The sequence below is a fragment of the Massilia pseudoviolaceinigra genome (assembly GCF_030846505.1).
Lineage (GTDB): Bacteria > Pseudomonadota > Gammaproteobacteria > Burkholderiales > Burkholderiaceae_D > Telluria_A > Telluria_A violaceinigra.
The window spans coordinates 114,857-141,190 of record NZ_JAVCWL010000004.1 but is presented as its reverse complement, the minus strand read 5'-3'; the positions used below and the strand labels follow the sequence as shown (position 1 = coordinate 141,190).

The window sequence follows — 26,334 nt, the reverse complement described above, 5'->3', positions numbered from 1 at the left end:
ACGACGGCGGCAGTTTTTTATGCCACACTTCCGCCAACGTCATTTCACGGTCCCGACCATGCAAGCAAAAACCCATCGCATTTCCCTGGAGGACAGCAGCATGTCCTCGCAACTGGCCAGTTTCCATTTCGGTGCGCCCGGCGCCGGAAAAAAGGTGTATATCCAGGCCGCCCTGCACGCCGATGAAGTGCCCGGCATGCTGGTGTCCCAGTTCCTGCGCACGGAACTGCTGGCGCTGGAGGCGGCCGGCAAGATCCGGGGCGAGATCATCCTGGTCCCGGCAGCCAATCCGATCGGGCTGGCCCAGGCCATCCACGGCGCGCCCTTCGGCCGCTTCGACCTGTCGACCGGCACCAATTTCAACCGCGCCTACAAGCATGTGGCCGAGGACCTGAAAACCTCGCTCGAAGGCTTGCTCGGGCCCGATGCCGATGCCAACGTGGCCCTGATTCGCGCCCATGCGCGCGATTCGGTCGGCGCCTGGCAGCCGAAAACCGACGCCGACGCGCTCAAGAAGATCTTGCTGGGGATGGCCATCGATGCCGACATCGTGCTCGATCTGCACTGCGATAACGAGGCGGTGCTGCATATATATGCGGGCACGCCGCTGGCCGAGGCGGTGGCCCCGCTGTCGGCGCTGATGCAGGCGCATTGCGTGCTGCTGGCGCTCGAAGCGGGCGAGGAACCGTTCGACGAGGCTTGCAGCCGCCTGTGGTGGGACCTGGCGGCGCACTTCGGACCAGATTTTCCGATTCCTGCGGCCTGCCTGTCGACCACCGTGGAGCTGCGCGGCGAGATGGAAGTGAGCTACGAACTGGCCGAGCGCGACGCGCGCGCCCTGCTGCAGTTCCTGGCGCATGCGGGCGTGCTGGCCGTGGCGCCGCCCGAGCTGCCCGCGCCTCTGTGCGCAGCGACGCCGCTCGAAGGGGTGGAGCCGATCGCCGCGCCGCATGCCGGCGTGGTGGTGTTCCTCAAGCAGCTTGGCGAGAAGGTCAAAGCCGGCGACGCCATCGCCGACCTGGTCGAGCCGGTGAGCGGACGCACCACCACCCTGCGCTGCAGCGTCGATGGCGTGTTCTTTGCCCGCACCGCGCACCGCCATCTGCTGCGCGGCATGGCGGTCGGTAAAATCGCAGGACCTGTGGCTTTCCGCGCCGGAAAGCTGCTGAGCCAATGAAACTGCGCATCCCCAATACCTTCGTCCTGCTGTTCCTGATCCTGGCGATGATCGCCGTGGCCACCTGGCTGGTGCCGGGCGGCCAGTACGAGACCGTTCTGGTCGATGGCAAGCCGCGCATCGATCCCGGCTCCTTCCACTACGTGCAGAGTAATCCGCAGGGTTTCGTGGCGCTGATGATGGCGCCGATCAAAGGCTTCAAGGAAGCGGCCCAGATCATCGGCTTCGTGCTGATCGTCGGCGGCGCGTTCGCGGTGCTGCAAAAGACCGAGGCGCTCGATGCGATGATCCGCAGCGTGGCGCGCGCGCATACGCATTCGGCCTTCGTGCGGGCGATGCTCATTCCGGTGTTCGTGACCATCTTCTCTCTGGGCGGGGCCACGTTCGGCATGAGCGAGGAGTCGATTCCGTTCGTGCTCATTTTCGTGCCGCTGGCGCTCGCCCTGGGCTACGACTCGATCATCGGCGTATCGATTCCCTTTCTCAGCGCCCAAGTGGGCTTCGCGGCCGCCTTCCTCAATCCCTTCAATGTGGGTGTGGCGCAGAATATCGCCGGGATCGAGATGTTTTCGGGCGTGGGCTACCGCCTGATCGTCTGGTTCGTGGCGACCGCGATCACCATCGCGTTCCTGATGTGGTACGCGGCGCGCATCAAGCAGGACCCGACCCGCAGCCCGACCTACGCGCTCGATATCGACAAGCGCAAGGAAAGCAGCGACGCCCTCAGTAACCTCACCGGCATGACGCGCACCCACGGCACGGTGCTGCTGCTGTTCGTCGGCTTCATGGCCGCCATGGTGGTCGGCGTGATTCGCTACGGCTGGTACATCAATGAGATCGCGGCGCTGTTCCTGGTGATGGCGATCGTGGTCGGCGTCATCGGGCGGCTCGACAGCGATGCCTTCGTGGCCGCTTTCCTGCACGGCGCGCGCGACCTGGTCGGCACCGCGCTGGTCATCGCCCTCGCGCGCGGCACCATGATCCTGGCGCAGGATGCCAAGATCATCGACACTATGCTGCATTCGCTGGTGCCGCTGGTGCAGTCGTCCAATCCGGTATTCGCGGCGCAGAAGATGTTCATTATCCAGACGGTGATTAACTTCTTTATTCACTCGGGGACGGGACAGGCCGCGCTGACTATGCCGATCATGGCGCCGCTGGCGGACCTGGTGGGCATCACGCGCCAGACCGCAGTGCTGGCGTTCCAGCTCGGGGAACTGACTTTGCCGATGATTCCGACGTCGGGCGTGACGGTGGGGGTGCTGGCACTGGCGCGCATTCCGTGGCTGACCTGGGCCAAGTGGATGGTGCCGCTGCAGCTGGGGTATTTCGTGATGGCGCTGCTGTTGCTGATTCCGCCGTGTTTGATGAACTGGAGTTGATCTTCGTCGTTCCCGCGCAGGCGGGAACCCAATTTCGTTGAGCCGGTGACTGCGCTACAAACTTGGGTTCCCGCCAAGTGCCGCCCTAGCGCGGGAAGTCGTTTCTGGCAGTGCCAGGAACGACGGTTGCCTTAGCTAGCTGACGTAAATATTCGGAAAATACCGCTCCATCAGCGATTCCGGCCTTTGCGGCGGCGTGAATCCGAACTGCGCGTACAGCGCATGCGCATCGCCCGTGGCCAGCATCAGCCTGCGCAGCCCCTTCAGACTCGGATGCGCCAGCACCGTCTTCATCAGCTCCTTGCTGTAGCCGCGCCCCCGGTATTCGGGAATCACAAACACATCCACCAGGTTACCGAAAGTCGCAAAATCGGTAATCACCCGCGCAAACGCCACCTGGCACCCGTCCACATACCCCCCGAAACACAGGGAGTTTTCGATCGCGCGCTCCACTACCGGTCGCGAAATGCCGATGGCCCACGTCGACTGCTCGCTCAGGAAGCGATAAATTAACGGAACGTCGAGCTGCGAGCGGTCGGTACTGATCTGTAAATTGGACATGGCTGGGCGCATCCCTTTAAAAGAAACAATTCTACCTTCGTTCGCCGCGAGCGCAAGGGCCGCGCGTGAATTCGGAACACCTGTGCAACCCCCAACAGGAATTGCCCGCAGCCTGCTTTCCTTGTTTATAATCAGGTAACGCAAAGGAACTCTTCACATGACCGCACAACTCTCAAAGAAGGGCGAAGCCTGGTCGGCGCGCTTTTCCGAACCTGTCTCCGACCTCGTCAAACGCTACACCGCTTCCGTCTTTTTCGATAAACGCCTGGCCCTGTTCGACATCGCCGGTTCGCTCGCGCATGCCGAGATGCTGGCGGCCCAAAACATCATCAGCGCCGGCGACCGCGCCGAAATCGAGCGCGGCATGGCCCAGATCAAGGGCGAAATCGAAGCCGGCAGCTTCGAATGGCTGCTCGACCTGGAAGACGTCCACCTGAATATCGAAAAGCGCCTGACCGAACTGGTTGGCGACGCCGGCAAGCGCCTGCACACCGGGCGCTCGCGCAACGACCAGGTGGCGACCGACATCCGCCTGTACGTACGCGCCGCCATCGACGACGTCGTGGTGCTGCTGGGCGCCCTGCGCCTGGCGCTGACGGACCTGGCCGAACAGAATGCCGACACCATCATGCCCGGTTTCACCCACATGCAGGTGGCCCAGCCGATCACCTTCGGCCACCACATGCTGGCCTACGTCGAAATGTTCGGCCGCGACGTCGAACGCATGCAGGACACCCGCAAGCGGGTCAATCGCCTGCCGCTGGGCGCCGCCGCGCTGGCCGGCACCACCTTCCCGATCGACCGCGAACGGGTGGCGCGCACGCTCGGCTTCGACGACGTGTGCCACAACTCGCTCGACGCCGTCTCGGACCGCGACTTCGCGATCGAGTTCTGCGCCGCCGGCGCCCTGATCATGACGCATATCTCGCGCATGTCCGAAGAACTGGTGATCTGGATGAGCCCACGGGTCGGCTTTATCGACATCGCCGACCGCTTCTGCACCGGTTCGTCGATCATGCCGCAAAAGAAAAACCCGGACGTGCCGGAACTGGCGCGCGGTAAAACCGGCCGTGTTTACGGCCACCTGACCGGTCTCCTGACCCTGATGAAGGGCCAGCCGCTGGCCTACAACAAGGACAACCAGGAAGATAAGGAGCCGCTGTTCGACACCGTCGACACGCTGGTCGACACCCTGCGCATTTTTGCCGACATGGCCGGCGGGATCACGGTCAAGCCGGACGCGATGCGCGCCGCAGCACTGCAGGGCTACGCCACCGCGACCGATCTGGCCGACTACCTGGTCAAGAAAGGCCTGCCGTTCCGCGATGCCCACGAAGCCGTGGCGCGCGCCGTGCGTGCCTGCGACGACCTCAAATGCGACTTGTCCGACATGTCGATCGAGAAGCTGCGCGAGTTTTCCGACCTGATCGGCGACGACGTGTTCGCGGTGCTGACGCTGGAAGGCTCGGTGGCGGCGCGCGACCATGTGGGCGGCACCGCCCCGCGCCAGGTGCGCGCGGCGATTGCCCGCGTGCGCGCCCAGCTGGCCGGGTAGCCGCAGTACCATCAGTGACTGTTTATAGTCGACCGGCGCGCAAGACGCCGGCGACCGTGCTTGTTTTTGAACTTTTTGTTTGAAACTACTGGAGATACCAGCACCATGCTCATGTCACTTTTCATTGCGCTGTCGCGCGCGATCGATTCTCTCAACGAGAAGATTGCCAGCGCCGTCAGCTGGGCTCTGCTGGCCGCGGTCATCATCTGCGCCGCCAATGCCCTGATCCGCTACGCCTTCCATACCAGTTCCAATGCCTGGCTCGAAATCCAGTGGTACCTGTACGCCGCCATGTTCATGCTCGCTTCCGCGTACACGCTCAAGCGCGACGAACATGTGCGCATCGACGTCATTGTCGGCCGCTTTTCGAAACGCACCCAGGTCTGGATCGACCTGTTCGGCTTTTTGCTGTTCCTGTTGCCCGTGTCGCTGCTGATCCTCTGGTACGGCATCCCCTTCGCCCGCATCTCGATCGAAAGCGCCGAAATGTCGAGCAATGCCGGCGGCCTGATCGTCTGGCCCGCCAAGCTGATGGTGCCGGTGGCTTTTGCCCTGATTATCCTGCAGGGTATCTCCGAAATCATCAAGCGCGTCGCCTTCCTGGCCGGACGCATCGACGCGACCTCGTTTTCCAAGCAGGTCACCACGCCGCAGGACGAGATCGACGCGATCAAGGCCGCCAACAAGATCACCTAGAGCAGTTACGCAAACAGCCACTTCGGTCAGGGACACATGGAACAATTCATCATCGCCAATCTGGCGCCCATCATGTTTGGGGCGCTGGTCATCTTCTTGCTTTCCGGTTTTCCGGTCGCATTTTCGCTGGCCGCCAACGGCCTGTTTTTCGGCCTGGTCGGCATCGAACTCGGTTTGCTCAAGCCCGAACTGCTGCAGGCGCTGCCCAACCGGATCTTCGGCATCATGGCCAGCGACACCCTGCTGGCGATCCCCTTCTTTACCTTCATGGGCCTGATCCTGGAAAGGTCGGGGATGGCGGAGGACCTGCTCGACACCATCGGCCAGCTTTTCGGGCCGGTGCGCGGCGGCGTGGCGTATGCGGTCATTTTCGTCGGTGCGCTGCTGGCGGCAACGACCGGCGTGGTGGCCGCGTCGGTGATCTCGATGGGTCTCATTTCGCTGCCGGTGATGCTGCGCTACGGGTACGACAAGCGCCTCGCATCCGGCGTGATCGCGGCCTCCGGCACGCTGGCCCAGATCATCCCGCCCTCGTTGGTGCTGATCGTGATGGCCGACCAGCTGGGCAAATCGGTCGGCGACATGTACAAGGCCGCGTTCATTCCCGGCCTGATGCTGACTGCCATGTACGCCGGCTATGTGCTGGCCCTGTCGATCTTCAAGCCCCATCATGTGCCGGCGCTGCCGCTCGAAGCGCGCAACCTGGGTGAGCCGAACGGCGACAGCGGTGTGCGCTCGCTGCTCGCTCTGGTTGCCGGCACGGTGGCGGTGGCGTTCGCGTTCGCCGCGGCCTGGCGGCCAAGCCATCCGCAACTGGGCGCGGACGAACTGGGCATCTATTCCACCGCGGTCGGCATCACGCTCGCGTTTTCGTTCGCGCTGGCGAACCGTTATTTGAAACTGAACCTGCTCTCGCGCATGGCCGAGCGCGTGGTGTTCGTGCTGGTGCCGCCGCTGGCGCTGATCTTCCTGGTGCTGGGCACGATTTTCGTCGGCATCGCCACCCCGACCGAAGGCGGCGGCATGGGCGCGATGGGCGCAATCCTGCTGGCCATGATGAACGGCCGCCTGTCCTGGAGCCTGCTCAAGCAAGCCATGAATTCGACCACGCGCCTGTCGTGCTTCGTGATGTTCATCCTGATCGGGTCGACCGTGTTCGCGCTGGTGTTCCGCGGCGTGAACGGCGACCTGTGGGTCGAGCACCTGTTGACCAGCCTTCCCGGCGGGGTGATGGGCTTTCTGATCGTCGTCAACATCATGTTCTTCGTGCTGGCCTTCTTCCTCGACTTCTTCGAGCTGGCCTTCATCCTGGTGCCGCTGGTCGGGCCGGTGGCCAATAAGCTGGGCATCGACCTGGTCTGGTTCGGCGTACTGCTGGGCGTGAACATGCAGACTTCCTTCATGCACCCGCCGTTCGGCTTTGCGCTGTTCTATCTGCGCTCGGTGGCGCCGAAAGAGGTCAAGACCTCCGACATTTACTGGGGCGCCATTCCGTTCGTGGTGATCCAGGTGATCATGGTCTGCTTGATCATCGCCTTCCCGCACCTGGTCTCGGTCGAGAAAAAGGTCGACATGGAAGAGCAGCTTGAATTGAAACTCGATGCCCCGGCCGGCGAAGCGGAACCACTGACGCTGCCCGCCGCCGACGCCGACAAGAAGGATGAAGACAGTACCCCGGAACTGAACTTCTCGACCGATACCGAAACCGACCCTAAAACGAAATGAGCGCAATGAATATTGGTGGCAAAAGCATGGACGAGGCGCTGGCCGCCTTGTCCGACATGAGCGGCGGCCTTGAGCCGATCGGCAAGGAAGAACACGAGCAGCGCATCGGCAAGGCCCAGGCATTCATGCGCGCGCAGGGCATCAGCGCGGTGTTCCTGAACGCGGGCACCAACATGCGCTACTTCACGGGCACCAAGTGGTACGCCAGCGAACGCATGGTGGGCGCCATCCTGCCCGCCAGCGGCGCGCTCGAATATATCGCGCCGGTGTTCGAGGAAGGCTCGCTGACCGACTTCATGCTGGTCAAGGGCAAGGTCAATTGCTGGGAGGAGCACGAGAGCCCCTACCAGCTGTTCGTCGACGTGTTGGGCCGCATGGGCATCGCGCCCGATGCGGCCGCGCCGCCGCGTATCGGCATTTGCGAGAGCGCCGCTTTCTTCATCGCCGACGGCATTGCCCCGCTGGCGGCGGGCTATGCGCTGGAAAACGCCAAAACCGTCACGGCGTTCTGCCGCTCCCGCAAGTCGCCCGCCGAAATCGCCCTGATGCAGCGCGTGAAGGACATGACGCTCGAAGTGCACAAGGCCGCCGCCAGCATCCTGCATGAAGGGATCACCACGGTGGAGGTGAGCGACTTTATCGCGCGCGCGCACCGCAAGGTTGGTGCGCCAGGGTCGTATTTTTGCATCGTGCTGTTCGGCGAGGCGACCGCTTATCCGCACGGCGTCAGTTATGCGCAGACCCTGAAGCCGGGCGACGTGGTGCTGATCGATACCGGCTGCCAGCTGCATGGCTATATCTCGGACATCACCCGCACCTACGTTTTTGGCGAGATCAGCGAGCGCCAGCGCTTTGTGTGGAATGCGGAAAAGGCGGCGCAGCTGGCCGCGTTCGCGGCCGCGCAACTGGGCGTGCCGTGCCGCGAGGTCGATGCGGCCGCGCGTGCCTCGCTCGAGGCGAACGGCTTCGGCCCCGGCTACAAGCTGCCCGGCCTGCCGCACCGCACCGGCCACGGCATCGGCATGGATATCCACGAATGGCCTTACCTGGTCGGCAGCGACAGCACGCCGCTCGACGTCGGCATGTGCTTCTCGAATGAGCCGATGATCTGCATTCCGGGCGAATTCGGCGTGCGCCATGAAGACCACTTCTATATGACGGAGACAGGACCGAAGTGGTTCACGGAACCGGCGCACACGATCGACGATCCGTTCGGCATGGGCCGCTGAAGCCGCCCTGCCCGCGCGCCGGACGCCACAATGGCGGTCCGGCGCCACATGAAATAGTGCATTGCGGACAATACAATGTCCTTTACTGGCTGTTCAGGCTTCATCGCTTTCGACCCGCCCTGCATGAAACAGTGTTGCAAAGAAGTATAAAAACGCTGGGTTGTTACAAAATAAACAAACCTCCACGTTTATTTGTTTCCGCTAATCATCTACTATCTCTGGTTGTGGACACACCGGGATAATTTCATGCAAGAGCAACAAGTACTCGACGCAGACGTCGCGACCGACGCTGCCGTCGATCTGGACGAACACATGTCAACCATCCAGCTTGATGTTGCTGGCGATGAAGGAAGATCGGGCGTTTCCGTGGCCACGGCCACCACCGCGTTATTGTCGAGCGCGGTCCTGGCGGCCTGCGGCGGCGGCAGCTCGCCTGCGCCGGCTGCGCCGCCGATGATTCTGCCCGGATCGACCATGCCGGCCCCGAACGTGCCGATCCCGGCGCCGACACCCGTTCCGACCCCGATAGTACCAACGCCGGCCGGTCCTGCGCCGACTGTTCCGACGCCGGCTGTCCCGGCACCAACTGTTCCGACGCCGGCGGGTACGACACCGGCTGTCCCGACGCCGGCACCAAACGTTCCGACACCGACACCGACTGCGCCGACACCAACGCCGGCCGTACCGACACCGACCCAGACCGTCCCGACGCCGACCGCGCCGACGCCGACTGCCCCAGGCCCGGCCGCTCCGACACCCACGCCAACCCCGACGCCGACGCCGACGCCGACGCCAACCCCGACGCCAACAGCGACGCCAACACCAACCCCTACCCCCACGCCGGTGGAAAAAATCGGCGTCGCCGAAGCCTCGCGCTTCCTGGCGCAGGCGTCGATGGGCGCCACGCGCGAGCAAATCGCCCGGGTGCAGCAGTTGGGCTACGCCGGCTGGATCAACGAACAGATAGCCATGCCGCGGTCTCAGTCGCGCTGGGATTACCTGGTCGCAAAGAAATTGAACGGCGCCGAATCCAAGAACTCCGAAGCCGGCCACGATGCCGCTTTCTGGCGCAAGATGGTGGTCTCGCCCGACACCCTGCGCCAGCGCGTCACCCTTGCACTGTCCGAAATCCTGGTTGCGTCCCTGAGCGGTTTCAACGCAAGCTGGAGTAATTTTTCCAGCGCCGCCCACATGGACTTGCTGGAAACGCATGCCTTCGGCAACTACCGTACCTTGCTCCAGCACGTATCGCTGAGCGCACCGATGGGCGAATATCTGACCTATCGCGGCAACGTCAAGTTCAATCCGGCCACCGGCGCCCTGCCCGATGAAAACTACGCGCGCGAAGTCATGCAGCTGTTTACCATCGGCCTGGTGCAGCTGAACAACGACGGCACGCCCAAGCTCAACGGCGGCTTGCAGCAGGAAACCTATACCCTGGAAGACATCACCGGCCTGGCCCGCGTGTTCACCGGCTGGAATTACGACATGGCCGGCGCCGACAACAATTCGCCGGAATACAAGCGCCGCCCGATGATCGTGGCCGCCAACCGCCATGAAACGGGCGCCAAGAATTTCCTGGGCAGTAGCATTGCCGCCGGCACCGACGGCCTGACCAGCCTCACCCGCGCGCTCGACACCATCTTCGCCCATCCGAACGTGGGCCCGTTCATCAGCCGCCAGTTGATCCAGCGCCTGGTGTGCAGCAATCCTTCGCCCGCCTACGTGACCAGGGTCAGCGCCGTGTTCAATAGCGATAATAACGGCGTCAAGGGCAACCTGGCCAAGGTCGTGTCCGCCATCCTGCTCGACAGCGAAGCGCGCAGCGCCAGCCGGCTAAGCGACCCCAACTTCGGCAAGCTGCGCGAACCGGTGCTGCGCTTTACGGCGTGGGCGCGCGCGTTCAAGGCCAACTCGGCGACGGACGCCTGGGCGATCGGCAACACATCCGACCCCGCCACGCGTCTGGGACAAAGTCCCGGCCGCTCCGGCACGGTGTTCAATTTCTTCCGTCCGGGCTACGTACCGCCCAACAGCGCCATCGCCAATGCGCGCATGGTCGCGCCGGAGTTTCAGATCACCAATGAATCGACCGTGGTCGGCTATATCAACTATATGCAGACCGTGGTCAGCAAGGGCGTGGGCGACGTCAAGGCCGACTACAGCGCCCTGCTGCCGATGGCCGATGTGGCCGATACCCTCGTGGACGAGCTGAATCTGGTGCTGGTGGCGGGACAACTGGCGCCGGCGACAACCAACCTGATCAGGGGCGGGATCGATTCCATGCCCAAAGGAACCAACGCCGCCCGCCTGAACCGCATCTACGCCGCTCTGGTGCTGGTGCTGGCATCCCCCGAATTCATCGTCCAGAAATAGGAGCAGCCATGCAAAATAAAAATGGAACCAACGCATCGCGCCGCGCCTTTTTACAACGCGCTTCCGCGCTGTCGGTCGCCGGCGTTGCCGCGCCGTGGGCAATCAACGTCGCCGCCATGGCCGAGGCGAGTGCCGCCACGGCCACCGATTACAAGGCGCTGGTCTGCGTGTTTCTGTACGGCGGCAACGACTATGCCAATACCGTCACGCCCTACGATCCCGACAGCCACGCGAAGTATCAGTCGTTCCGCCCCAACTTCGCGCACAGCCGCGCCGCGCTGGCCGCGACTGCGCTGAACCCGACCGTGGTGCCGGTGGACTCGGCCGGCTTTCAGCACCAGTACGCCCTGGCTCCCGCCCTGGCGCCGCTGGTCCCGCTGTTTAACGACGGAAAACTGGCCGTGATGCTGAACGTGGGCAATCTGGTACAGCCGACCACCAAGCTCCAGTTCACCAACAAGTCCGGCCGCCTGCCGCCAAAACTTTTTTCGCACAACGACCAGCAATCGGTATTCCAGTCGTCGTCGCCGGAAGGGGCCACCTCCGGCTGGGGCGGCCGCATCGGTGACCTGTTCCAGGCGAGCAATACGCATTCGACCTTTACCTGCATCAATGTCTCGAACAATGCCGTGTTCTTGTCGGGTAATACGGCGGTGCAATACCAGGTATCGACCAGTGGTTCGGTGCCGCTGGCGGGACTCAAGAATCCGTTGTTCGGCTCGGCAAGTTCCTCGGCGGCACTGCGCACGTTGATGACGCAGCAGCGCACTCACATGCTGGAAAACGAATACAACCGCATCGGCAAGCGGTCGATCGAAGCCAATGAAGTGCTGACCGGTGCCCTGAGCTCGACGCCGGCGCCGAAAACGGCGTTCCCGACCGCGAACAACCTGGGCGACCAGCTGAAACTGGTTGCGCGCATGATCGCCGCCGGCCCGACCCTGGGTGCGAAACGGCAAGTGTTTTTCGTTTCCATGGGCGGCTTCGACACGCACGACGGCATGCTGACCAATCACCCGGCGCTGATGACCAAACTGGGCGACGCGATGGCGGCGTTTTACGCGGCGACGGTGGAACTGGGCGTGGCCGAGAAGGTGACCACGTTCACCGCGTCCGACTTCGGACGCACGATGGCGGGCAATGCCGACGGCTCCGATCATGGCTGGGGCAGCATGCACTTCGTGATGGGTGGCGCGGTCAAGGGCAAGCGCTTTTACGGCACCGCGCCGGTGGTGGCCAATGGCGGACCGGATGATGTCGGCCAGGGGCGTTTGCTGCCGACCACGTCGGTCGACCAGTTCGCCGCCACGATGGGCGCGTGGCTGGGGGTGTCGAACAGCGAATTGCTGGCGTTGCTGCCGAATCTGGGGAATTACAACGCCAGTACGCGTAACCTCGGGTTCGTGTAAGGCCACAAACCGCAAGTAAGTCGTTCCTGGCACTGCCAGAAAGTCGTTTCTGCCAATGGCAGGAACGACGGCTAGAGCCAATCACCCCTTCTTCATCACCAGCGTCAGAATGTCATAACTGGCCACCAGTTCGTCATTCTGATTGGTGACCTGCACATCCCACGCCACCACGCCCTGCCCCACGCCCTTGTCGTCGGTGCGGTTGCGATCCACCTTGCGCTTGCACGTCAAGCGCGCGCGGATCGTGTCGCCAATGGCCACCGGCGTGATAAAGCGCAGATTATCGAGCCCGTAGTTGGCCAGCACCGGCCCCGGTGCCGGCGACACAAACAGCCCCGCCGCCGCCGACAGCACAAAGTAGCCGTGCGCAATGCGCTTGCCGAACTGCGAATCCTTGGCCGCGATCTCGTCGAAGTGCATGTAAAAATAGTCGCCCGATATCCCGCCGAAGTTGACGATATCGGCCTCGCTCACCGTGCGCCGGTGCGTGAGCAGCGAGTCGCCCATCTGCAGTTCCTCGAAATATTTGCGGAACGGGTGCAGGGATTCCTCGCGCACGGCCGCGCCGCGCACGTACTCGCCCGTGATCGCCGCCAGCATGGTCGGCGAACCCTGTACCGCGGCGCGCTGCAGGAAGTGGCGCACCGCGCGGATGCCGCCCAGCTCCTCGCCGCCCCCGGCCCGTCCCGGACCGCCGTGCTTCAACTGCGGCAGGGGCGAACCGTGACCGGTCGAATCGACAGCCGCTTCGCGCTCCAGCACCAGCACGCGGCCGTGCGTGGCCGCCGCCACCGGCACCGCGCGCGCCGCAATGGCCGTATCCTTGGTCACCAAGGTGCTGACCAGGCTTCCCTTGCCGCGCGCGGCCAGCGCCAGCGCCTCATCCAGATCCGAATAGGTCATCATCGTGCTGACCGGGCCGAAGGCTTCGATATCGTGCACGGCATCGTTGCTCATGCCGTCACGGCACAGCAGCAGGGTCGGCGAGAAGAAGGCGCCATTGGCCGCGCCCTCGCCCACCGGATTGAAACCATCCTTGGCGCCGAACAGGATCTCGTTGCCGCGCGCGAGCATCTCGACCCGCTCGCTGACATCGCGGTGCTGGTCCATCGATGCCAGTGCGCCCATGCGCACCTCTTTCACCGACGGGTCGCCCACGACGATCTTCGCCAGGCGCTCGCGCAGGCGCTCGCCGACCGCTTCCACGTGCTGCTTGGGCACGATGATGCGGCGGATCGCGGTGCACTTCTGGCCGGCCTTGCCGGTCATTTCGCGCGCGACTTCCTTGACGAACAGGTCGAACTCCACATCGTCGGGGGTCACGTCCGGCCCCAGGATGGCGCAGTTGAGCGAATCCGCCTCGGCGGTGAACGGCACCGAATGGGCGATCAGGTTCTTGTTCACGCGCAGCTTGGCGGCGGTGTCGGCCGACCCGGTAAAGGTGACCACATCGGCGCCGGTCAGGCGGTCGAGCAGGTCGCCGGTGCTGCCGATGACCAGTTGCAGCGCGCCTTTCGGCAGCAGGCCGGAATCGTCCATCATGCGCACCACGGCTTCGGTCAGGTAGCTGGTGGCGGTGGCCGGCTTGCCGATGCACGGCATCGCCGCGAGAAAACTCGGCGCGAATTTTTCCAGCAGGCCCCAGATCGGGAAGTTGAAGGCGTTGATGTGCACCGCCAGGCCGCCACGCGGCACCAGGATGTGGGTGCCGGCGAAGCCGCCGTTCTTGCCGAGGGCGAGCGCCGGGCCTTCGTGCAGCACATTGCTCGACGGGAGTTCGCGGCTGCCCATGCTGGCGTAGGCGAACAAGGTGCCGATGCCGCCTTCGATATCGACCCAGCTGTCCGGGCGGGTGGCGCCGGTCAGGTGCGAGATGGCGTACAGCTCTTCCTTGCGCTCCATCAGATACAGCGCCAGCGATTTGAGGCAGGCGGCGCGCTTCTGGAAGTCGAGCGACATCAGGGCTGGCACGCCGGTGCTGCGCGCGTAGGTCACTGCCTCGTCGAAGTCGATTTTTTCGGCGTGGGTGTGATAAATCAGGCTGTTATTGAGTGCGCTGTGCAGCGGCACCGACGCTTCGGCGCCGAGCCAGCGCCCGCCGATCAGGCTTTGCAGGGTCGATATGGTTTGCATGGTGTCTTCTCCTAATTCTCGGTTCTGTTCTATTCTTTGGGGGCGTGCATGTCCGGGCCAAGATCGATGCGTGCGCGGTTCGGCTCGACTTCGGTCAGGGCCTCCACTTCGCGCATCGTTTCCATTGAACGCACTGCCAGGTCGTGGTACTGCTTCGTGCCGAAGCTTTTCCAGCTGATTTCCTTGTCCGTCAGTTCGCGCATGATACGCGCCGGCGTGCCCATGACCATGCTGCGCGGCGGGATCACCATGCCGGCCTTCACAAAACTCATCGCGGCGACGACCGATTCCTCGCCCACCACGGCGCGGTCCATCACGACGGCGTTCATGCCGACCATGGCGTTGCGCTTGATGCGGCAGCCGTGCAGCACGGCGCCGTGGCCGATGTGGCCATCGACTTCGACCACCGTGTCTTCGCCGGGGAAGCCGTGCATGACGCAGGTATCCTGCAGGTTCGCGCCTTCTTCGAGGATCAGCCGCCCGAAGTCGCCACGCATCGATGCCAGCGGGCCGACGTAGCAGCGCGGGCCGACGATCACGTCGCCGATCAGCACCGCGCTCGGGTGCACGTAGGCACTCGGGTGGACCACCGGCGTGACGCCATTGATTGCGTAGACCTTGACCATGGCGCGCACCTTATACTTTTTCGATGACGAGGGCAATGCCCTGCCCGACGCCGATGCACATCGTGCACAGCGCATAGCGCCCGCCCGTGCGGTGCAACTGGTTCACGGCGGCCAGCACCAGGCGCGCGCCCGAGGCGCCCAGCGGGTGGCCGATGGCGATGGCGCCGCCGTTCGGGTTCACATGCGCGGCGTCGTCGGCCAGGCCCAGGTCGCGCGTGACCGCCAGGCCCTGCGCGGCAAAAGCTTCATTGAGTTCGATCACGTCCATCTGGCCGATGGACAGGCCGGTCATTGCCAGTACCTTTTTGGTGGCCGGCGACGGCCCGAAACCCATGATGCGCGGCGCCAGACCCGCCATGGCCATGCCGACGATGCGCGCGCGCGGCGTCAGGCCAAAGCGTTCGGCGGCGCTGCCGGAGGCGATCAGGAGGGCGCAGGCGCCATCGTTGATGCCCGAGGCGTTGCCGGCGGTGACGGTGCCGCTTGGGGTGACCACGCCTTTGAGCTTGGCCAGCATCTCGATGCTGGTATCGGGACGCGGATGCTCGTCGGTGTCGAACACCCGCGCGTCGCCCTTTTTCTGGGGGATGGTGACGGGAACGATCTCATCCTTGAACACCCCGGCGGCATGGGCGGCGGCCCAGCGCTGCTGGCTGCGTAGGGCAAACGCATCCTGGTCGGCGCGGCTGATGTTAAATTCCTGCGCCACGTTTTCGGCCGTTTCGGGCATCGAATCGATGCCGTATTTTGCTTTCATGAGCGGGTTGACGAAGCGCCAGCCCATGGTCGTGTCTTCGATCCTGGCCGCGCGCGAAAACGCGCTGTCGGCCTTGCCCAGGACGAAAGGCGCGCGCGTCATGCTCTCCACCCCGCCGGCAATGATCAGGTTCGCTTCGCCGGCCTTGATGGCGCGCGCCGCAATGCCGACGGCGTCCAGGCTGGAGCCGCACAGTCGGTTGATGGTGCTGGCCGGGACTTCCGGCGGCAGATCGGCCAGCAGCGCGGCCATGCGGGCCACGTTGCGGTTGTCTTCGCCGGCCTGGTTGGCGCAGCCGAAGTACAAGTCGTCCACGGCCGTCCAGTCCACGCCGGGATTGCGCGCGATCAGGGCGGCGATCGGCAGCGCGGCCAGGTCGTCGGCGCGCACGCCGGAAAGCGATCCGCCGTAGCGGCCGAACGGGGTACGGATGGCGTCGCAGATAAAGGCGTCAGTCAGTTTGCTCACAGGTGCTCCTTGATTCAATTCGATTTCGGGCGCTGGTCGATCACGCGCCGGGCCTTGCCGGTCAGGGTGCGCTCGATGCCGTTTGCCGGCAGCAGGTTCACCCGCGTGCTCACGCCCACGTAGGTCTTGATACGGTGTTCGAGCTCGCGCGCCAGGGCCGCCACGGCATCCGGGGATGATGACCCGTCGCGCAGTTCGGCCACCACGTCGAGCTTGTCCAGATGGCCGTCGCGCGAGACCACCAGCTGGTAATGGGGAGCGAGTTGCGGCATCTGGAGGATCAGTTCTTCGATCTGGCTGGGGAATACGTTCACGCCGCGGATGATCAGCATGTCATCCGAGCGGCCCGTGATTCTGCCCATGCGGCGCATCGCGCGCGAGGTCGGCGGCAGCAGGCGCGTGAGGTCGCGCGTGCGGTAGCGGATGATCGGCAGCGCTTCCTTGGTGAGCGAGGTGAACACCAGTTCGCCCTCGGCGCCGTCGGGCAGCACTTCGCCGGTATCCGGATCGATCACCTCGGGATAGAAATGGTCTTCCCAGATCACCGGACCGTCCTTGCTCTCGATGCACTCGCTGGCCACGCCCGGCCCCATCACTTCGGACAGGCCATAGATATCGACCGCGTCGATGCCGGCGCGCCGTTCGATTTCGCCGCGCATGGCGTCGGTCCATGGCTCCGCGCCGAAAATACCGACCTTCAGCGACGACGCCGCCGGATCGAGCCCCTGGCGCGTGAATTCCTCGATGATGTTCAACATGTACGACGGCGTGACCATGATGATGTCGGGCTTGAAGTCGCAGATCAACTGCACCTGTTTTTCGGTCTGCCCGCCCGACATCGGGATCACGGTGCAGCCCAGCCGCTCGGCGCCGTAATGCGCACCCAGCCCGCCGGTGAAGAGGCCATAACCGTACGAGACATGCACCATGTCGCCCGCACGAGCGCCGGCGGCGCGGATCGAGCGCGCCACCACGTTGGCCCAGGTGTCGATGTCCTTTTGCGTGTAACCCACCACGGTCGCCTTGCCGGTGGTGCCGGACGAGGCATGGATGCGCACCACCTTCTCGCGCGGGACCGCGAACAGGCCGAAGGGATAATTGTCGCGCAGGGTTTTCTTGTCGGTGAACGGGAACCTGGCCAGGTCCGCCAGCGTGCGCAGGTCGTCCGGATGCACGCCGGCGGCGTCGAACGCGGCGCGGTAATGCGGCACGTTGTCGTAGGCGTGCCTGAGCGACCATTTCATGCGTTCGAGCTGCAGCGCTTGCAGTTCGTCGCGGCTGGCGCGTTCGATCGGCTCCAGGTCGCCGGGAGCGGGCGTGCGTTGGACCATGCTGTTCTCCTTATTGAGGAAGTTCGGCCACGTTGCCGGCCACGCGGTGCGATTTGCCGCGGAACAGGGCGACCGTGCGGCCGTCCTGGTTGGTGACCTTGATGTCATACACGCCGGTTTTACCGGCCAGCGCCTGCTCGGTCGCTTCGGCCGTCAGCAGGTCGCCTTCGCGGCCCGGGGCCAGGTAATCGATGGTGCAGCCCGCGCCCACCGTGTTCAGGTTGTGCGAATTGCAGGCGAAGGCAAAGGCGCTGTCGGCCAGCATGAAGATGTAGCCGCCGTGGCAGGTCTGGTGCCCATTGAGCATGTCGGAGCGCACCGGCATCGTCATGCGCGCGTAGCCGGGACGGATGTCGGCGAGCAGCATGCCGAGCGCCTGGCTGGCGGGATCGCGCTCGAACATCGTTTTGCCGGCCAGTTCGGCCAGCGCCTGAGGGTCAATTTGCATGGATCAGAAGCCGCTTCCATTGGCGAGTTTGCGGCGCAGCAGCGGCGAGACGCGGTAGCGGTCTTCGCCATACACGGCCGCCAGGTTGGCCAGCACGCTCACGATATGCGCGATGCCGACCGCATTGGCCCAGGCCAGCGGCCCGCGCGGGTAGTTGACGCCCTTCTGCATCGCGATGTCGACCGCCTGGACGGTGCACACGCCCTGGTTGACCGCGTCGGCCGCTTCGTTGGCGAGCATGGCGACGGTGCGCATGACCGCCATGCCCGGCACGTCGTCCAGCCGCGTAACCACGAAGCCGGCCGCCTGGAACAGGCCGACCGCCGCGTTCCAGGCTGCATCGCTGCACTGGTCGGCGCGCGCCAGGGCGATGCGGGTGGCCTTGCCGTAATCGAGCGCGAGGTCGAACAGCACCGTGTCCGGATGGCGGTTGGCGCTGGCGCGCTCGGTGGCGCTGCGACCGTCGGTGAGGAAGATGGCGGCGCCATTGCAGTGGAAAGCCGGTGCCTCGTTTTCGCCCGCATTCGGCAGCGGCTTGCGGTGGCCGACCGTGAAGCCGGCACCGGCGAGGCGCTGCTCCAGCGGATGCGTCACGGTGTCCGGCACGTCGGCGTCGATGCTGATGCTGACCACTTCCGGCCGCGCGTGCGCCGCCTCCTGGCTGGCCGCCGCCTTGGCCGCGCCCTCGCCGTACTGATAAAAGCCGCGGCCCGATTTGCGCCCGAAGAAGCCGGCGTTGACCATTTCCTGCTGCAGCACCGACGGCGTAAAGCGCGGGTCGCCGAAGTAGGCGTTGAACACCGACTGCGTGACCGAAAAATTGACGTCATGCCCGATCAGGTCCATCAGCTCGAATGGCCCCATGCGAAAGCCGCCGCAGTCGCGCATGATCGCGTCCAGGGTGGCGGCATCGGCGGCCTGCTCCTGCAACAGGCGCAGGCCTTCGGCGTAGAACGGGCGCGCCACGCGGTTGACGATGAAACCCGGCGTGGACTTGGCGTGCACCGGGTTCTTGCCCCAGGCGGCGGCGGTGGCGTACACCGTCGCGGCGACAGCCGGATCGGTGGCCAGACCGCTGATCACTTCCACCAGCGCCATCAGCGGGACCGGATTAAAGAAGTGCATGCCGACCAGGCGTTGCGGGCGGCGCAGCTGCGCGGCAATCGCCGTAACCGAAATCGACGAAGTGTTGGTCGCCAAAATGCAGTCGTCGCCGACCACGTTCTCAAGGTCGGCGAACAGCATGCGCTTCACATCCAGGTTCTCGACGATGGCTTCGACCACCAGGGCCGCGTCATCGACTTCTTTCAGGGTCGCCACGCTGTGCAGGCGCGCACGCGCCGCAATCGCCGCCTCGCCGCTCATGCGGCCTTTTTCCACCAGCGTCGTGTACACCTTGCCGATATCGGCAATCGCCTTCTCGACCGCGCCGGGGCGCGTGTCGAACAGCTTGACCGGATAGCCGGCGGCGGCTGCCACCTGCGCGATGCCGGCGCCCATGGCGCCACTGCCGATGACGGCGACGATGCTGCCTTGTTCCAGTGCTGCCATGCTCATTCCCCCATGAAGTGCGGCGTGCGCTTTTCGATGAAGGCGGTCACGCCTTCGCGGTAATCATGGCTGTAACCGAGTTCGCGCATCATCTCGCCTTCCAGCTTGAGCTGCTCGGGCAAGCTGTTGGCGTAGCTGGCCTGGATGGCGCGCTTGGTGAAAGCCAGGCCTTTGGTCGGAGCCACGGCGAAGTGTTCGGCCATGGCCATCGCATCGTCCATCAGGGCGGTGTCGGCAACGGCCTTCCAGATCAGGCCCCATTGCTCGGCCAGTTCGGCCGGGATTTTTTCACCCAGCATGGCCATGCCCATGGCGCGCGCGTGGCCAACCAGGCGCGGAAGGTGCCAGGTGCCGCCGGTGTCGGGAATGAGGCCCAGTTTGCAGAACACTTCGACGAAGCTGGCCGATTTGGCAGCCAGCACGATATCGCAGGCCAGCGCCAGGTTCGCGCCCGCGCCGGCGGCCACCCCGTTGACGGCGCAGATGACCGGCATCGGCAGCGAGCGCAGGGTCATCACCAGTGGTGCGTAGTAGGTTTCGACCGAGTGGCCCAGGTCCACGCCTTCGGCCCCCGGTTCCACCGCGCGGTCCGACAAATCCTGGCCGGCGCAGAAACCGCGCCCGGCGCCGGTCAGCAGCAGCACGCGCACCGTGGGGTCGGCCTGCACCGCGGCCAGCGCGGAACGCACCTCCAGGTGCATCGCCTGCGTGAAGCTATTGAGCTTGTCGGGGCGGTTCAGGGTCAGGGTGGCGATGCCGTGCTCGATCTGGAACTTGATGTTTTCGTAGTTCATGGCGCGTCCTGTTCTTTTGGGTTGGATTATTCGTGCTGGTCGAAATCGACGACCACTTTGTCTGTCACCGGGAAGCTCTGGCAGCTCAACACGAAACCGCGCGCGATTTCGTAGTCTTCCAGCGCGTAGTTCACGTCCATGTCGACCTTACCGTCGAGCAGCTTGCAGCGGCAGGTCGAGCACACGCCACCCTTGCACGAGTAGCGCATGTCGATGCCGGCGCGCAGGCCGGCGTCGAGGATGGATTCCTTGTCCTTGTCCATCGTGAAGCTGGTGTGGTTGCCGTCCAAAATGACGGTGACCTCGGTCTCGTTGCGCACCAGCGCGTCGAACTGGCGCGGCTTGTGCTGGTGCTTCGGAATGCTGGCGGCGAATAGCTCCACCTTGATATTCTGTTTCGGCATGCCGGCTTCCTGCAGCGCCGCCGAAACGCCGTGCATCATGTCTTCCGGGCCGCAGATGAAGGCGATGTCGATATCCTCGATGCGAATCCAGTGCTTGATGAACTGCTCGCACTTTTCCTTGGTGATGCGGCCGTTGAACAGTTCGATGTCCTGCTGCTCGCGGCTCATCACGTAGGCCAGGTTGAGGCGCTCCATGTAGCTGTCTTTGAGGTCGGTCAGTTCTTCCTTGAAGATGACGGACGACGAGGCGCGGTTCCCGTAGAAGAGCGTGAAACGGCTTTTCGGTTCGGTCAGGAGGGTGGTCTTGATGATCGACAGGATCGGCGTGATGCCGCTGCCGGCCGCAAAGGCGACGTAATGGCGCGCGTTATCCGCCGCCAGCGGCACGTTGAAGTGCCCCATCGGCGGCATCACGTCGAGCACCGCGCCGACCTTCAGGTGTTCATTGGCCCAGCTCGAAAACAGCCCGCCCTGGGTGCGCTTGATGGCCACGCGCAGCGCGCCATCCTGCACCGCCGAACAGATGGAGTAGGAGCGGCGCACGTCTTCGTCGCCGATCTGCGCGCGCAACGTCAGGTGCTGGCCCTGCTGATAGGCGAAGCTGGCGGCCAGTTCGTCCGGCACGGCGAAGGTGACGGCGATGGTGTCGCGCGTTTCGTTGCGCACCTTGGCGACGGTCAGTGGATAGAATTTGCTCATAACAGCCTTAGTGGCATTTGAAATAATCGAACGGTTCGCGGCAGTCCAGGCACTTGTAGAGCGCCTTGCACGGCGTCGAGCCGAATTGGCTGGTCAGCTCCGTATGGCTTGAACCGCAATTGGGGCAGCTGACGACCAGTTTCGGCGCCGCCACGCGCTTGACGCCCGAATGCAGGCCGCCGCGCAGTCCACTTATATCGATCGCCTGCTGCGCCGGCGGGGCAATGCCGTAGCCTTTCAGCGCGGCCTTGCCGGTGTCGCTCATCCAGTCGGTGGTCCAGGCGGGCGAAAGCTGGTTCACCAGCCGCACCTCAGGCACGCCGTGGCTGTGCAGCGCATCGCGCACCGAATCGGCGATCACCGTCATGGCCGGGCAGCCGGAGTACGTGGGCGTGATGGTGACCACGCAGGTCGCGTCTTCCCACGCGACGGCGCGCACGATGCCCAGGTCGACCACAGAGATCACCGGGATCTCCGGGTCGCTGACCTCGCCCAGCCAGGCCCAGACCTGTTCCGTGCTGGCCGGCTGCGTGCCCATTACCACTCGGCCCCGGGATAGGAGCGCTGCAGGAACTGCATTTCGGCCAGGATGTAGCCCAGGTGCTCGCTGTGGCGGCCGGTTTTGCCGCCGCGCTGCATCCACGCTGCCGGATCGGGCATCGTCAACGTGGCTTCGGCGAAGATCTCGGATACGTGTTCGATGAAGGCCGCGCGCAGGCCGTCGGCGGCGGGAGCGACGCCCTGCTCCACCATGGCCTCGTCGATGGCGTCGTAGAGGAACATCTCGCCGCTGTACATCCACAGTTCGTTGACGGCGGCCTGGGTCTTGGCGTGGCTCTCAAGCGTGCCGTCGCCGAGGCGCACGATCAGGTCGCCGCTGCGGCGCAGGTGGTAGGTGATTTCCTTGATCGATTTTTCGGCAATCTCCGCGATGCGCCCATCGACCGACTTGGTCAGCCCCTGCATCAGGAAGTAGTGCCAGGTGTCGAAGTAAAACTGGCGCACCATGGTGTCGGCGTAATTGCCGTTGGGCTGTTCGACGATCAGGCAGCAGCGCATGTCATGGGCGTCGCGCAGGAAGGCCAACTGGTCTTCGGTGCGCCCGCGCCCTTCCAGTTCGCCGGCATAGGTAAGCCACATGCGGGTCTGGCCGAGCAGGTCGAGGGCGACGTTGGTCAGCGCCATGTCTTCTTCGAGCGCCGGACCTTTGCCGCATAGTTTGGACAGCTGCTGCGACAGAATCAGGGCATTGTCGCCCTGGCGCAGCAGGTATTCGATTTTCTGATCCACAGGCACGCTCACAGGTTCTTGACTTCTTCCGGCATCGGGAAGAAGGTCGGGTGGCGATAGACTTTGCTGTTGGACGGCTCGAACAGGGCCGACTTGTCGCCCGGGCTGCTGGCGACGATGTCGGCGGCGCGCACCACCCAGATCGAGACGCCCTCGTTGCGGCGCGTGTAGACGTCGCGCGCGTTATTGACCGCCATTTCGGCGTCGGACGCGTGCAGGCTGCCCACGTGCTTGTGGGCCAGGCCGTGCTGGCTGCGGATGAAGACTTCCCACAGGGGCCATTCTTTACTCATTTTTATTCTCCGGTGCGGTTCTGTGGATGCTGTGGATCAGGCTGCGGCGCGCGCGGATTTTTTATCGGCGTAGGCCACCAGCGCATCGCGGAACCAGGCGCCGTCGTCATACGCTTTCACGCGCGTGCGCAGGCGCTCGCGGTTGCACGGGCCGTTCCCCTTCAAAACGTTCTGGAACTCGCTCCAGTCGATCTCGCCGAATTCGTAGTGGCCCGTCTCGGCGTTGAATTTGAGGTCGGGATCGGGCACCGTCAGGCCCAGGTACTCGGCCTGGGGCACGGTCTGGTCGACCATGCGCTGGCGCAGTTCGTCGTTCGAGAACAATTTGATGCGCCACTGCGCCGACTGCGCGCTGTTGACCGATTCGGCGTCGGATGGGCCGAACATCATCAAGGAAGGCCACCACCAGCGGTTCAGCGCATCCTGCGCCATCGCCTTTTGTTCGGGCGTGCCCTTGGCCAGGCTCATCATGATGTCGTAGCCCTGGCGCGCGTGGAACGATTCTTCCTTGCAGACGCGGATCATGGCGCGCGCATACGGCCCGTACGAGCAGCGGCACAGCGGGATCTGGTTGATGATGGCCGAGCCGTCGACCAGCCAGCCCACGGCGCCCATGTCGGCCCACGACAGGGTCGGGTAATTGAAGATGCTCGAATACTTGGCCTTGCCCGAATGGAGGGCGGCGAGCAGCTCGTCGCGCGAGACGCCCAGCGTTTCGGCGGCGCTGTACAGATACAGCCCGTGCCCCGCCTCGTCCTGGATCTTGGCCAGCAGAATCGACTTGCGCTTGAGCGTGGGGGCGCGCGTGACCCAGTTGCCTTCAGGCAGCTGGCCAACGATTTCGGAGTGCGCGTGCTGGGAAATCTGGCGGATCAGGGTCTTGCGGTACGCCTCGGGCATCCAGTCCTTGGCTTCGATCTTCACGCCGGCATCGATGCGCGCCTGGAACTCGCGCTCCTGCTCATCCATGTCCTCGGCGCTCTGGACTTTCTTGAGGCCGGTTTCTACGAGTTGTGCGTACATGGTGCTTCTCCCATTGCAAAGGCGATCAGGCGATAATACGATACGTAAAATCAGAAGTACACAGATTAATTGAGTCGTATTGTATATGTGTATCCGGTTAAGATGGAGGCGATGGCAAAAAAACCATGCTGCGCCGATCAGGCGGCAAAGTAAATGCCTGCTTTGCTTGACAATCACCCCTACCGCGCCAGACCATGCACCCATGAAACAACTTACCAGCACAGCATGGATCGCCGATTTTCTCGCCAGCGATCCGCCCCGTTCCAAGTCCCTTGTGATGACGATCTTCGGCGACACCATCGCCCCGCACGGCGGCACCATCTGGCTGGGCAGCCTGATCGAGTTGCTGGCGCCCTTCGGCGTGAACGACCGCCTGCTGCGCACCAGCGTGTTCCGGCTGGCGCAGGAAGGCTGGCTGGTGGCCAACCGGGACGGGCGCCGCAGTTCCTACGCGATCCTGCCGCAAGCGCTGCCCCGCTTCGAGCGCGCCAACCGGCGTATTTACGCGCCGCTGGCCGCGCACTGGGACGGCAACTGGACCCTGGTGCTGTGCGGCGCCGGCAATATCGACGCGCCCGAGCGCGCGCTGCTGCGCAAGGAATTGCTGTGGGAAGGCTACGCCATGATCGGGCCGGGTGTGTTCGGGCACCCCGCCAGCAATGCCGCCATCCTCGAAGAATTGCTCGCGCGCGTGGGCGTGAAGGACAAGCTGTTCGTGTGCCGCGCCAGCGCGCTGCCGGGCGTGTCAGGCAGGCCGCTGCAGGACCTGGTGCGCGATGGCTGGGACCTGTCGGGCGTGGTCGACGGCTACGGCCACTTCATCGCGCGCTTTTCGCCCTTGCTCGAGCTGCTGGGCACCGATGCCGCGCTCGCGCCCGAGCAGGCGTTCGTGATTCGCACCCTGCTGGTCCATGCATACCGGCGCGTGCAGCTGCACGACCCGATGCTGCCGATCGAACTGCTGCCCGATCCGTGGCCCGGCAGCAGCGCCTACGAACTGGCGCGCGCCGTGTATGCGCGTACCTACGCCGGCGCCGAAGCGCACATCGTGGCCACCCTGCGGCGCGAGGACGATGCGGTAGCGCAGGCCGACGCCGGCTTCTTCCAGCGCTTCGGCGGGCTGACCGATGGCGACGCGCTAGGCGACGCGCAAACTACGTCGCCGGCGCCGCGATAGCGACGCTACAATTACACGCAACTTTTGCGCGTACAAGCGGCTACAATTGGGCACACGTCCCTCAGCCACATTACAAAAAACTCGGAGACTGTCATGCAACGTCGTTCCTTCCTCACCAAAAGCGCGATCGGCGCCACCGCCGGCGTCGTCGCCGCGCCGGCGCTGGCGCAGATCAATCCTGAAGTCAAATGGCGCACGGCGTCAAGCTTTCCCAAGTCGCTCGATACCATCTTCGGCTCGGCCGAGGCATTCACCAGGCGCGTGGCGGAACTGACCGGCGGGCGCTTCCAGATCCGCCAGTTCGCCGCCGGCGATATCGTGCCGGGCCTGCAGGTGATGGATGCGGTACAGGCGGGTACGGTCGAAATGGGCCACACGCCGTCGTACTACTACTTCGGCAAGGACGCCACGTTTGCTTTTGATTGCGCGGTGCCGTTCGGCCTCACCTCGCGCCAGCAGACCGCCTGGTTCGACCAGGGCGGCGGGCGTGAACTGATGCGCGACTTCTTCAAGGGCTACGGCATCGTCAACTTCATGGCCGGGAACACGGGCACGCAGATGGGCGGCTGGTACCGCAAGGAGATCAAGTCGCTGGCCGACGTCAAGGGCATGAAGATCCGCATCGCCGGTTTCGCCGGCCGCGTGATGGAGCGCATGGGCGCGGTGCCGCAGCAGATTCCGGCCGGCGACGTGTATGCGGCGCTGGAAAAAGGCACGATCGACGCGGCCGAGTGGGTCGGGCCGTACGACGATGAAAAGCTCGGCCTGGCCAAGGTGGCGCCGCACTACTACGCGCCGGGCTGGTGGGAAGCCGGGCCGCAGCTGTCGTTCTACATCAATATCAAGGAATGGGAAAAGCTCCCCGCGCAGTACAAGGCGGCGGTGGAAGCGGCCAGTTTCGAGTGCCACGTGACGATGCAGGCCGAGTACGACACCAAGAATCCGCAGGCACTGGCGCGCCTGATCAAGAACGGGGCCAAGCTGCACACCTTCTCCAAGACGATCATGGACGAGGCGTACAAGATCTCGACCCAGGTCATGGAAGAGGAAGCGTCAAGGAACGCCAAGTTCAAAAAAGTGTACGATCCGTGGAAGCGGTTCCGCAACGACCAGAACATGTGGGCCTCGGTGTCGGAGCAGGTGATGCAGAACTATATGATTTCGATAGGAAGAAAGTAGCTTTAGGCTCATTTGCGCCAGGTCAAACGAATCGGCCGGCGCATTTGATAC

Annotated in this window: 23 protein-coding genes; 10 read left to right on the top strand and 13 right to left on the bottom strand. The window is 64.2% G+C overall.

Annotated elements, in window-relative coordinates; genetic code table 11:
* Nucleotides 1-58: 58 nt before the first annotated feature.
* Together RBA40_RS05530 and RBA40_RS05525 are read left to right on the top strand one after the other, a co-directional pair.
* Nucleotides 59-1,177, top strand: a complete 1,119-nt coding sequence (locus RBA40_RS05530; RefSeq protein ID WP_306646600.1) for a succinylglutamate desuccinylase/aspartoacylase family protein — start codon at nt 59-61, stop codon at nt 1,175-1,177.
* Nucleotides 1,174-2,559 (top strand): YfcC family protein, encoded by a 1,386-nt coding sequence (locus tag RBA40_RS05525; protein ID WP_306621619.1) that lies wholly within the window; start codon nt 1,174-1,176, stop codon nt 2,557-2,559. Before RBA40_RS05530 ends, RBA40_RS05525 begins: the two co-directional genes overlap by 4 nt.
* A gap of 135 nt (nt 2,560-2,694) precedes the next feature.
* On the opposite strand, the gene RBA40_RS05520 is transcribed toward RBA40_RS05525, so the two are convergent.
* Entirely contained in the window at nt 2,695-3,132 is a 438-nt protein-coding gene (locus RBA40_RS05520; protein ID WP_306646790.1) for a GNAT family N-acetyltransferase, read from the bottom strand.
* Nucleotides 3,133-3,277: 145 nt separating this feature from the next.
* Between RBA40_RS05520 and argH the strand changes: the two genes are divergently transcribed.
* From argH to RBA40_RS05490, 6 genes are all read left to right on the top strand, one after another.
* A complete protein-coding gene (gene argH / locus RBA40_RS05515; RefSeq protein ID WP_306646599.1) occupies nt 3,278-4,675 on the top strand; it encodes an argininosuccinate lyase in 1,398 nt (465 codons plus the stop codon).
* 111 nt (nt 4,676-4,786) lie between these two features.
* A complete protein-coding gene (locus tag RBA40_RS05510) occupies nt 4,787-5,371 on the top strand; it encodes a TRAP transporter small permease subunit (RefSeq protein ID WP_374710455.1) in 585 nt (194 codons plus the stop codon).
* 36 nt (nt 5,372-5,407) lie between these two features.
* Nucleotides 5,408-7,096 (top strand): TRAP transporter large permease, encoded by a 1,689-nt coding sequence (locus tag RBA40_RS05505; protein ID WP_306646597.1) that lies wholly within the window; start codon nt 5,408-5,410, stop codon nt 7,094-7,096.
* Nucleotides 7,097-7,101: 5 nt separating this feature from the next.
* Nucleotides 7,102-8,325 carry a M24 family metallopeptidase gene (locus RBA40_RS05500; protein WP_306646596.1) on the top strand — a complete coding sequence of 408 codons (1,224 nt, stop codon included), beginning with the start codon at nt 7,102-7,104 and terminating at the stop codon, nt 8,323-8,325.
* A 246-nt stretch (nt 8,326-8,571) separates the two neighbouring features.
* Entirely contained in the window at nt 8,572-10,701 is a 2,130-nt protein-coding gene (locus tag RBA40_RS05495) for a DUF1800 domain-containing protein (RefSeq protein ID WP_306646594.1), read from the top strand.
* An 8-nt stretch (nt 10,702-10,709) separates the two neighbouring features.
* The gene (locus RBA40_RS05490) at nt 10,710-12,110 is read left to right on the top strand and encodes a DUF1501 domain-containing protein (protein ID WP_306646593.1); all 1,401 of its coding nucleotides are present in this window, start codon (nt 10,710-10,712) and stop codon (nt 12,108-12,110) included.
* A gap of 81 nt (nt 12,111-12,191) precedes the next feature.
* Here RBA40_RS05490 and paaZ read toward each other — a convergent pair whose 3' ends face one another.
* The 12 genes from paaZ to paaA are packed head-to-tail and all read right to left on the bottom strand — an operon-like array spanning nt 12,192 to nt 23,927.
* On the bottom strand, nt 12,192-14,243 hold the full coding sequence (paaZ, locus tag RBA40_RS05485; RefSeq protein ID WP_306646592.1) for a phenylacetic acid degradation bifunctional protein PaaZ: 2,052 nt from the start codon (nt 14,241-14,243) through the stop codon (nt 12,192-12,194).
* Nucleotides 14,244-14,272: 29 nt separating this feature from the next.
* Entirely contained in the window at nt 14,273-14,869 is a 597-nt protein-coding gene (gene paaY, locus RBA40_RS05480; RefSeq protein ID WP_306646591.1) for a phenylacetic acid degradation protein PaaY, read from the bottom strand.
* 10 nt (nt 14,870-14,879) lie between these two features.
* Nucleotides 14,880-16,085 carry a 3-oxoadipyl-CoA thiolase gene (gene pcaF, locus RBA40_RS05475; protein ID WP_306646789.1) on the bottom strand — a complete coding sequence of 402 codons (1,206 nt, stop codon included), beginning with the start codon at nt 16,083-16,085 and terminating at the stop codon, nt 14,880-14,882.
* Nucleotides 16,086-16,108: 23 nt separating this feature from the next.
* A complete protein-coding gene (gene paaK, locus RBA40_RS05470; protein ID WP_306646590.1) occupies nt 16,109-17,425 on the bottom strand; it encodes a phenylacetate--CoA ligase PaaK in 1,317 nt (438 codons plus the stop codon).
* Between the two features lie 10 nt (nt 17,426-17,435).
* A complete protein-coding gene (gene paaI / locus RBA40_RS05465) occupies nt 17,436-17,873 on the bottom strand; it encodes a hydroxyphenylacetyl-CoA thioesterase PaaI (protein ID WP_306646588.1) in 438 nt (145 codons plus the stop codon).
* Between the two features lie 3 nt (nt 17,874-17,876).
* Complete coding sequence (paaH, locus tag RBA40_RS05460) at nt 17,877-19,424, bottom strand: 3-hydroxyacyl-CoA dehydrogenase PaaH (protein WP_306646587.1); 1,548 nt, start codon at nt 19,422-19,424, stop codon at nt 17,877-17,879.
* 2 nt (nt 19,425-19,426) lie between these two features.
* Nucleotides 19,427-20,218, bottom strand: a complete 792-nt coding sequence (gene paaG, locus RBA40_RS05455) for a 2-(1,2-epoxy-1,2-dihydrophenyl)acetyl-CoA isomerase PaaG (RefSeq protein ID WP_306646585.1) — start codon at nt 20,216-20,218, stop codon at nt 19,427-19,429.
* 26 nt (nt 20,219-20,244) lie between these two features.
* Entirely contained in the window at nt 20,245-21,321 is a 1,077-nt protein-coding gene (gene paaE, locus RBA40_RS05450; protein WP_099875136.1) for a 1,2-phenylacetyl-CoA epoxidase subunit PaaE, read from the bottom strand.
* A 7-nt stretch (nt 21,322-21,328) separates the two neighbouring features.
* Nucleotides 21,329-21,859 carry a 1,2-phenylacetyl-CoA epoxidase subunit PaaD gene (paaD, locus tag RBA40_RS05445; protein WP_306646584.1) on the bottom strand — a complete coding sequence of 177 codons (531 nt, stop codon included), beginning with the start codon at nt 21,857-21,859 and terminating at the stop codon, nt 21,329-21,331.
* Nucleotides 21,859-22,611, bottom strand: a complete 753-nt coding sequence (gene paaC, locus RBA40_RS05440) for a 1,2-phenylacetyl-CoA epoxidase subunit PaaC (protein WP_306646582.1) — start codon at nt 22,609-22,611, stop codon at nt 21,859-21,861. The genes paaD and paaC overlap by 1 nt, the downstream gene beginning before the upstream one ends.
* 8 nt (nt 22,612-22,619) lie before the next feature.
* Entirely contained in the window at nt 22,620-22,904 is a 285-nt protein-coding gene (gene paaB, locus RBA40_RS05435; protein WP_054268390.1) for a 1,2-phenylacetyl-CoA epoxidase subunit PaaB, read from the bottom strand.
* A 36-nt stretch (nt 22,905-22,940) separates the two neighbouring features.
* Nucleotides 22,941-23,927: a 1,2-phenylacetyl-CoA epoxidase subunit PaaA gene (gene paaA, locus RBA40_RS05430; protein ID WP_306646581.1), complete on the bottom strand. Its 987-nt coding sequence runs from the start codon at nt 23,925-23,927 to the stop codon at nt 22,941-22,943.
* A gap of 202 nt (nt 23,928-24,129) precedes the next feature.
* On the opposite strand from paaA, the gene paaX reads away from it, so the two are divergent.
* Both paaX and RBA40_RS05420 read left to right on the top strand, forming a co-directional pair.
* Complete coding sequence (paaX, locus tag RBA40_RS05425; protein ID WP_306646579.1) at nt 24,130-25,104, top strand: phenylacetic acid degradation operon negative regulatory protein PaaX; 975 nt, start codon at nt 24,130-24,132, stop codon at nt 25,102-25,104.
* Between the two features lie 93 nt (nt 25,105-25,197).
* Nucleotides 25,198-26,283: a TRAP transporter substrate-binding protein gene (locus tag RBA40_RS05420; protein ID WP_306646578.1), complete on the top strand. Its 1,086-nt coding sequence runs from the start codon at nt 25,198-25,200 to the stop codon at nt 26,281-26,283.
* Nucleotides 26,284-26,334 lie beyond the last annotated feature (51 nt).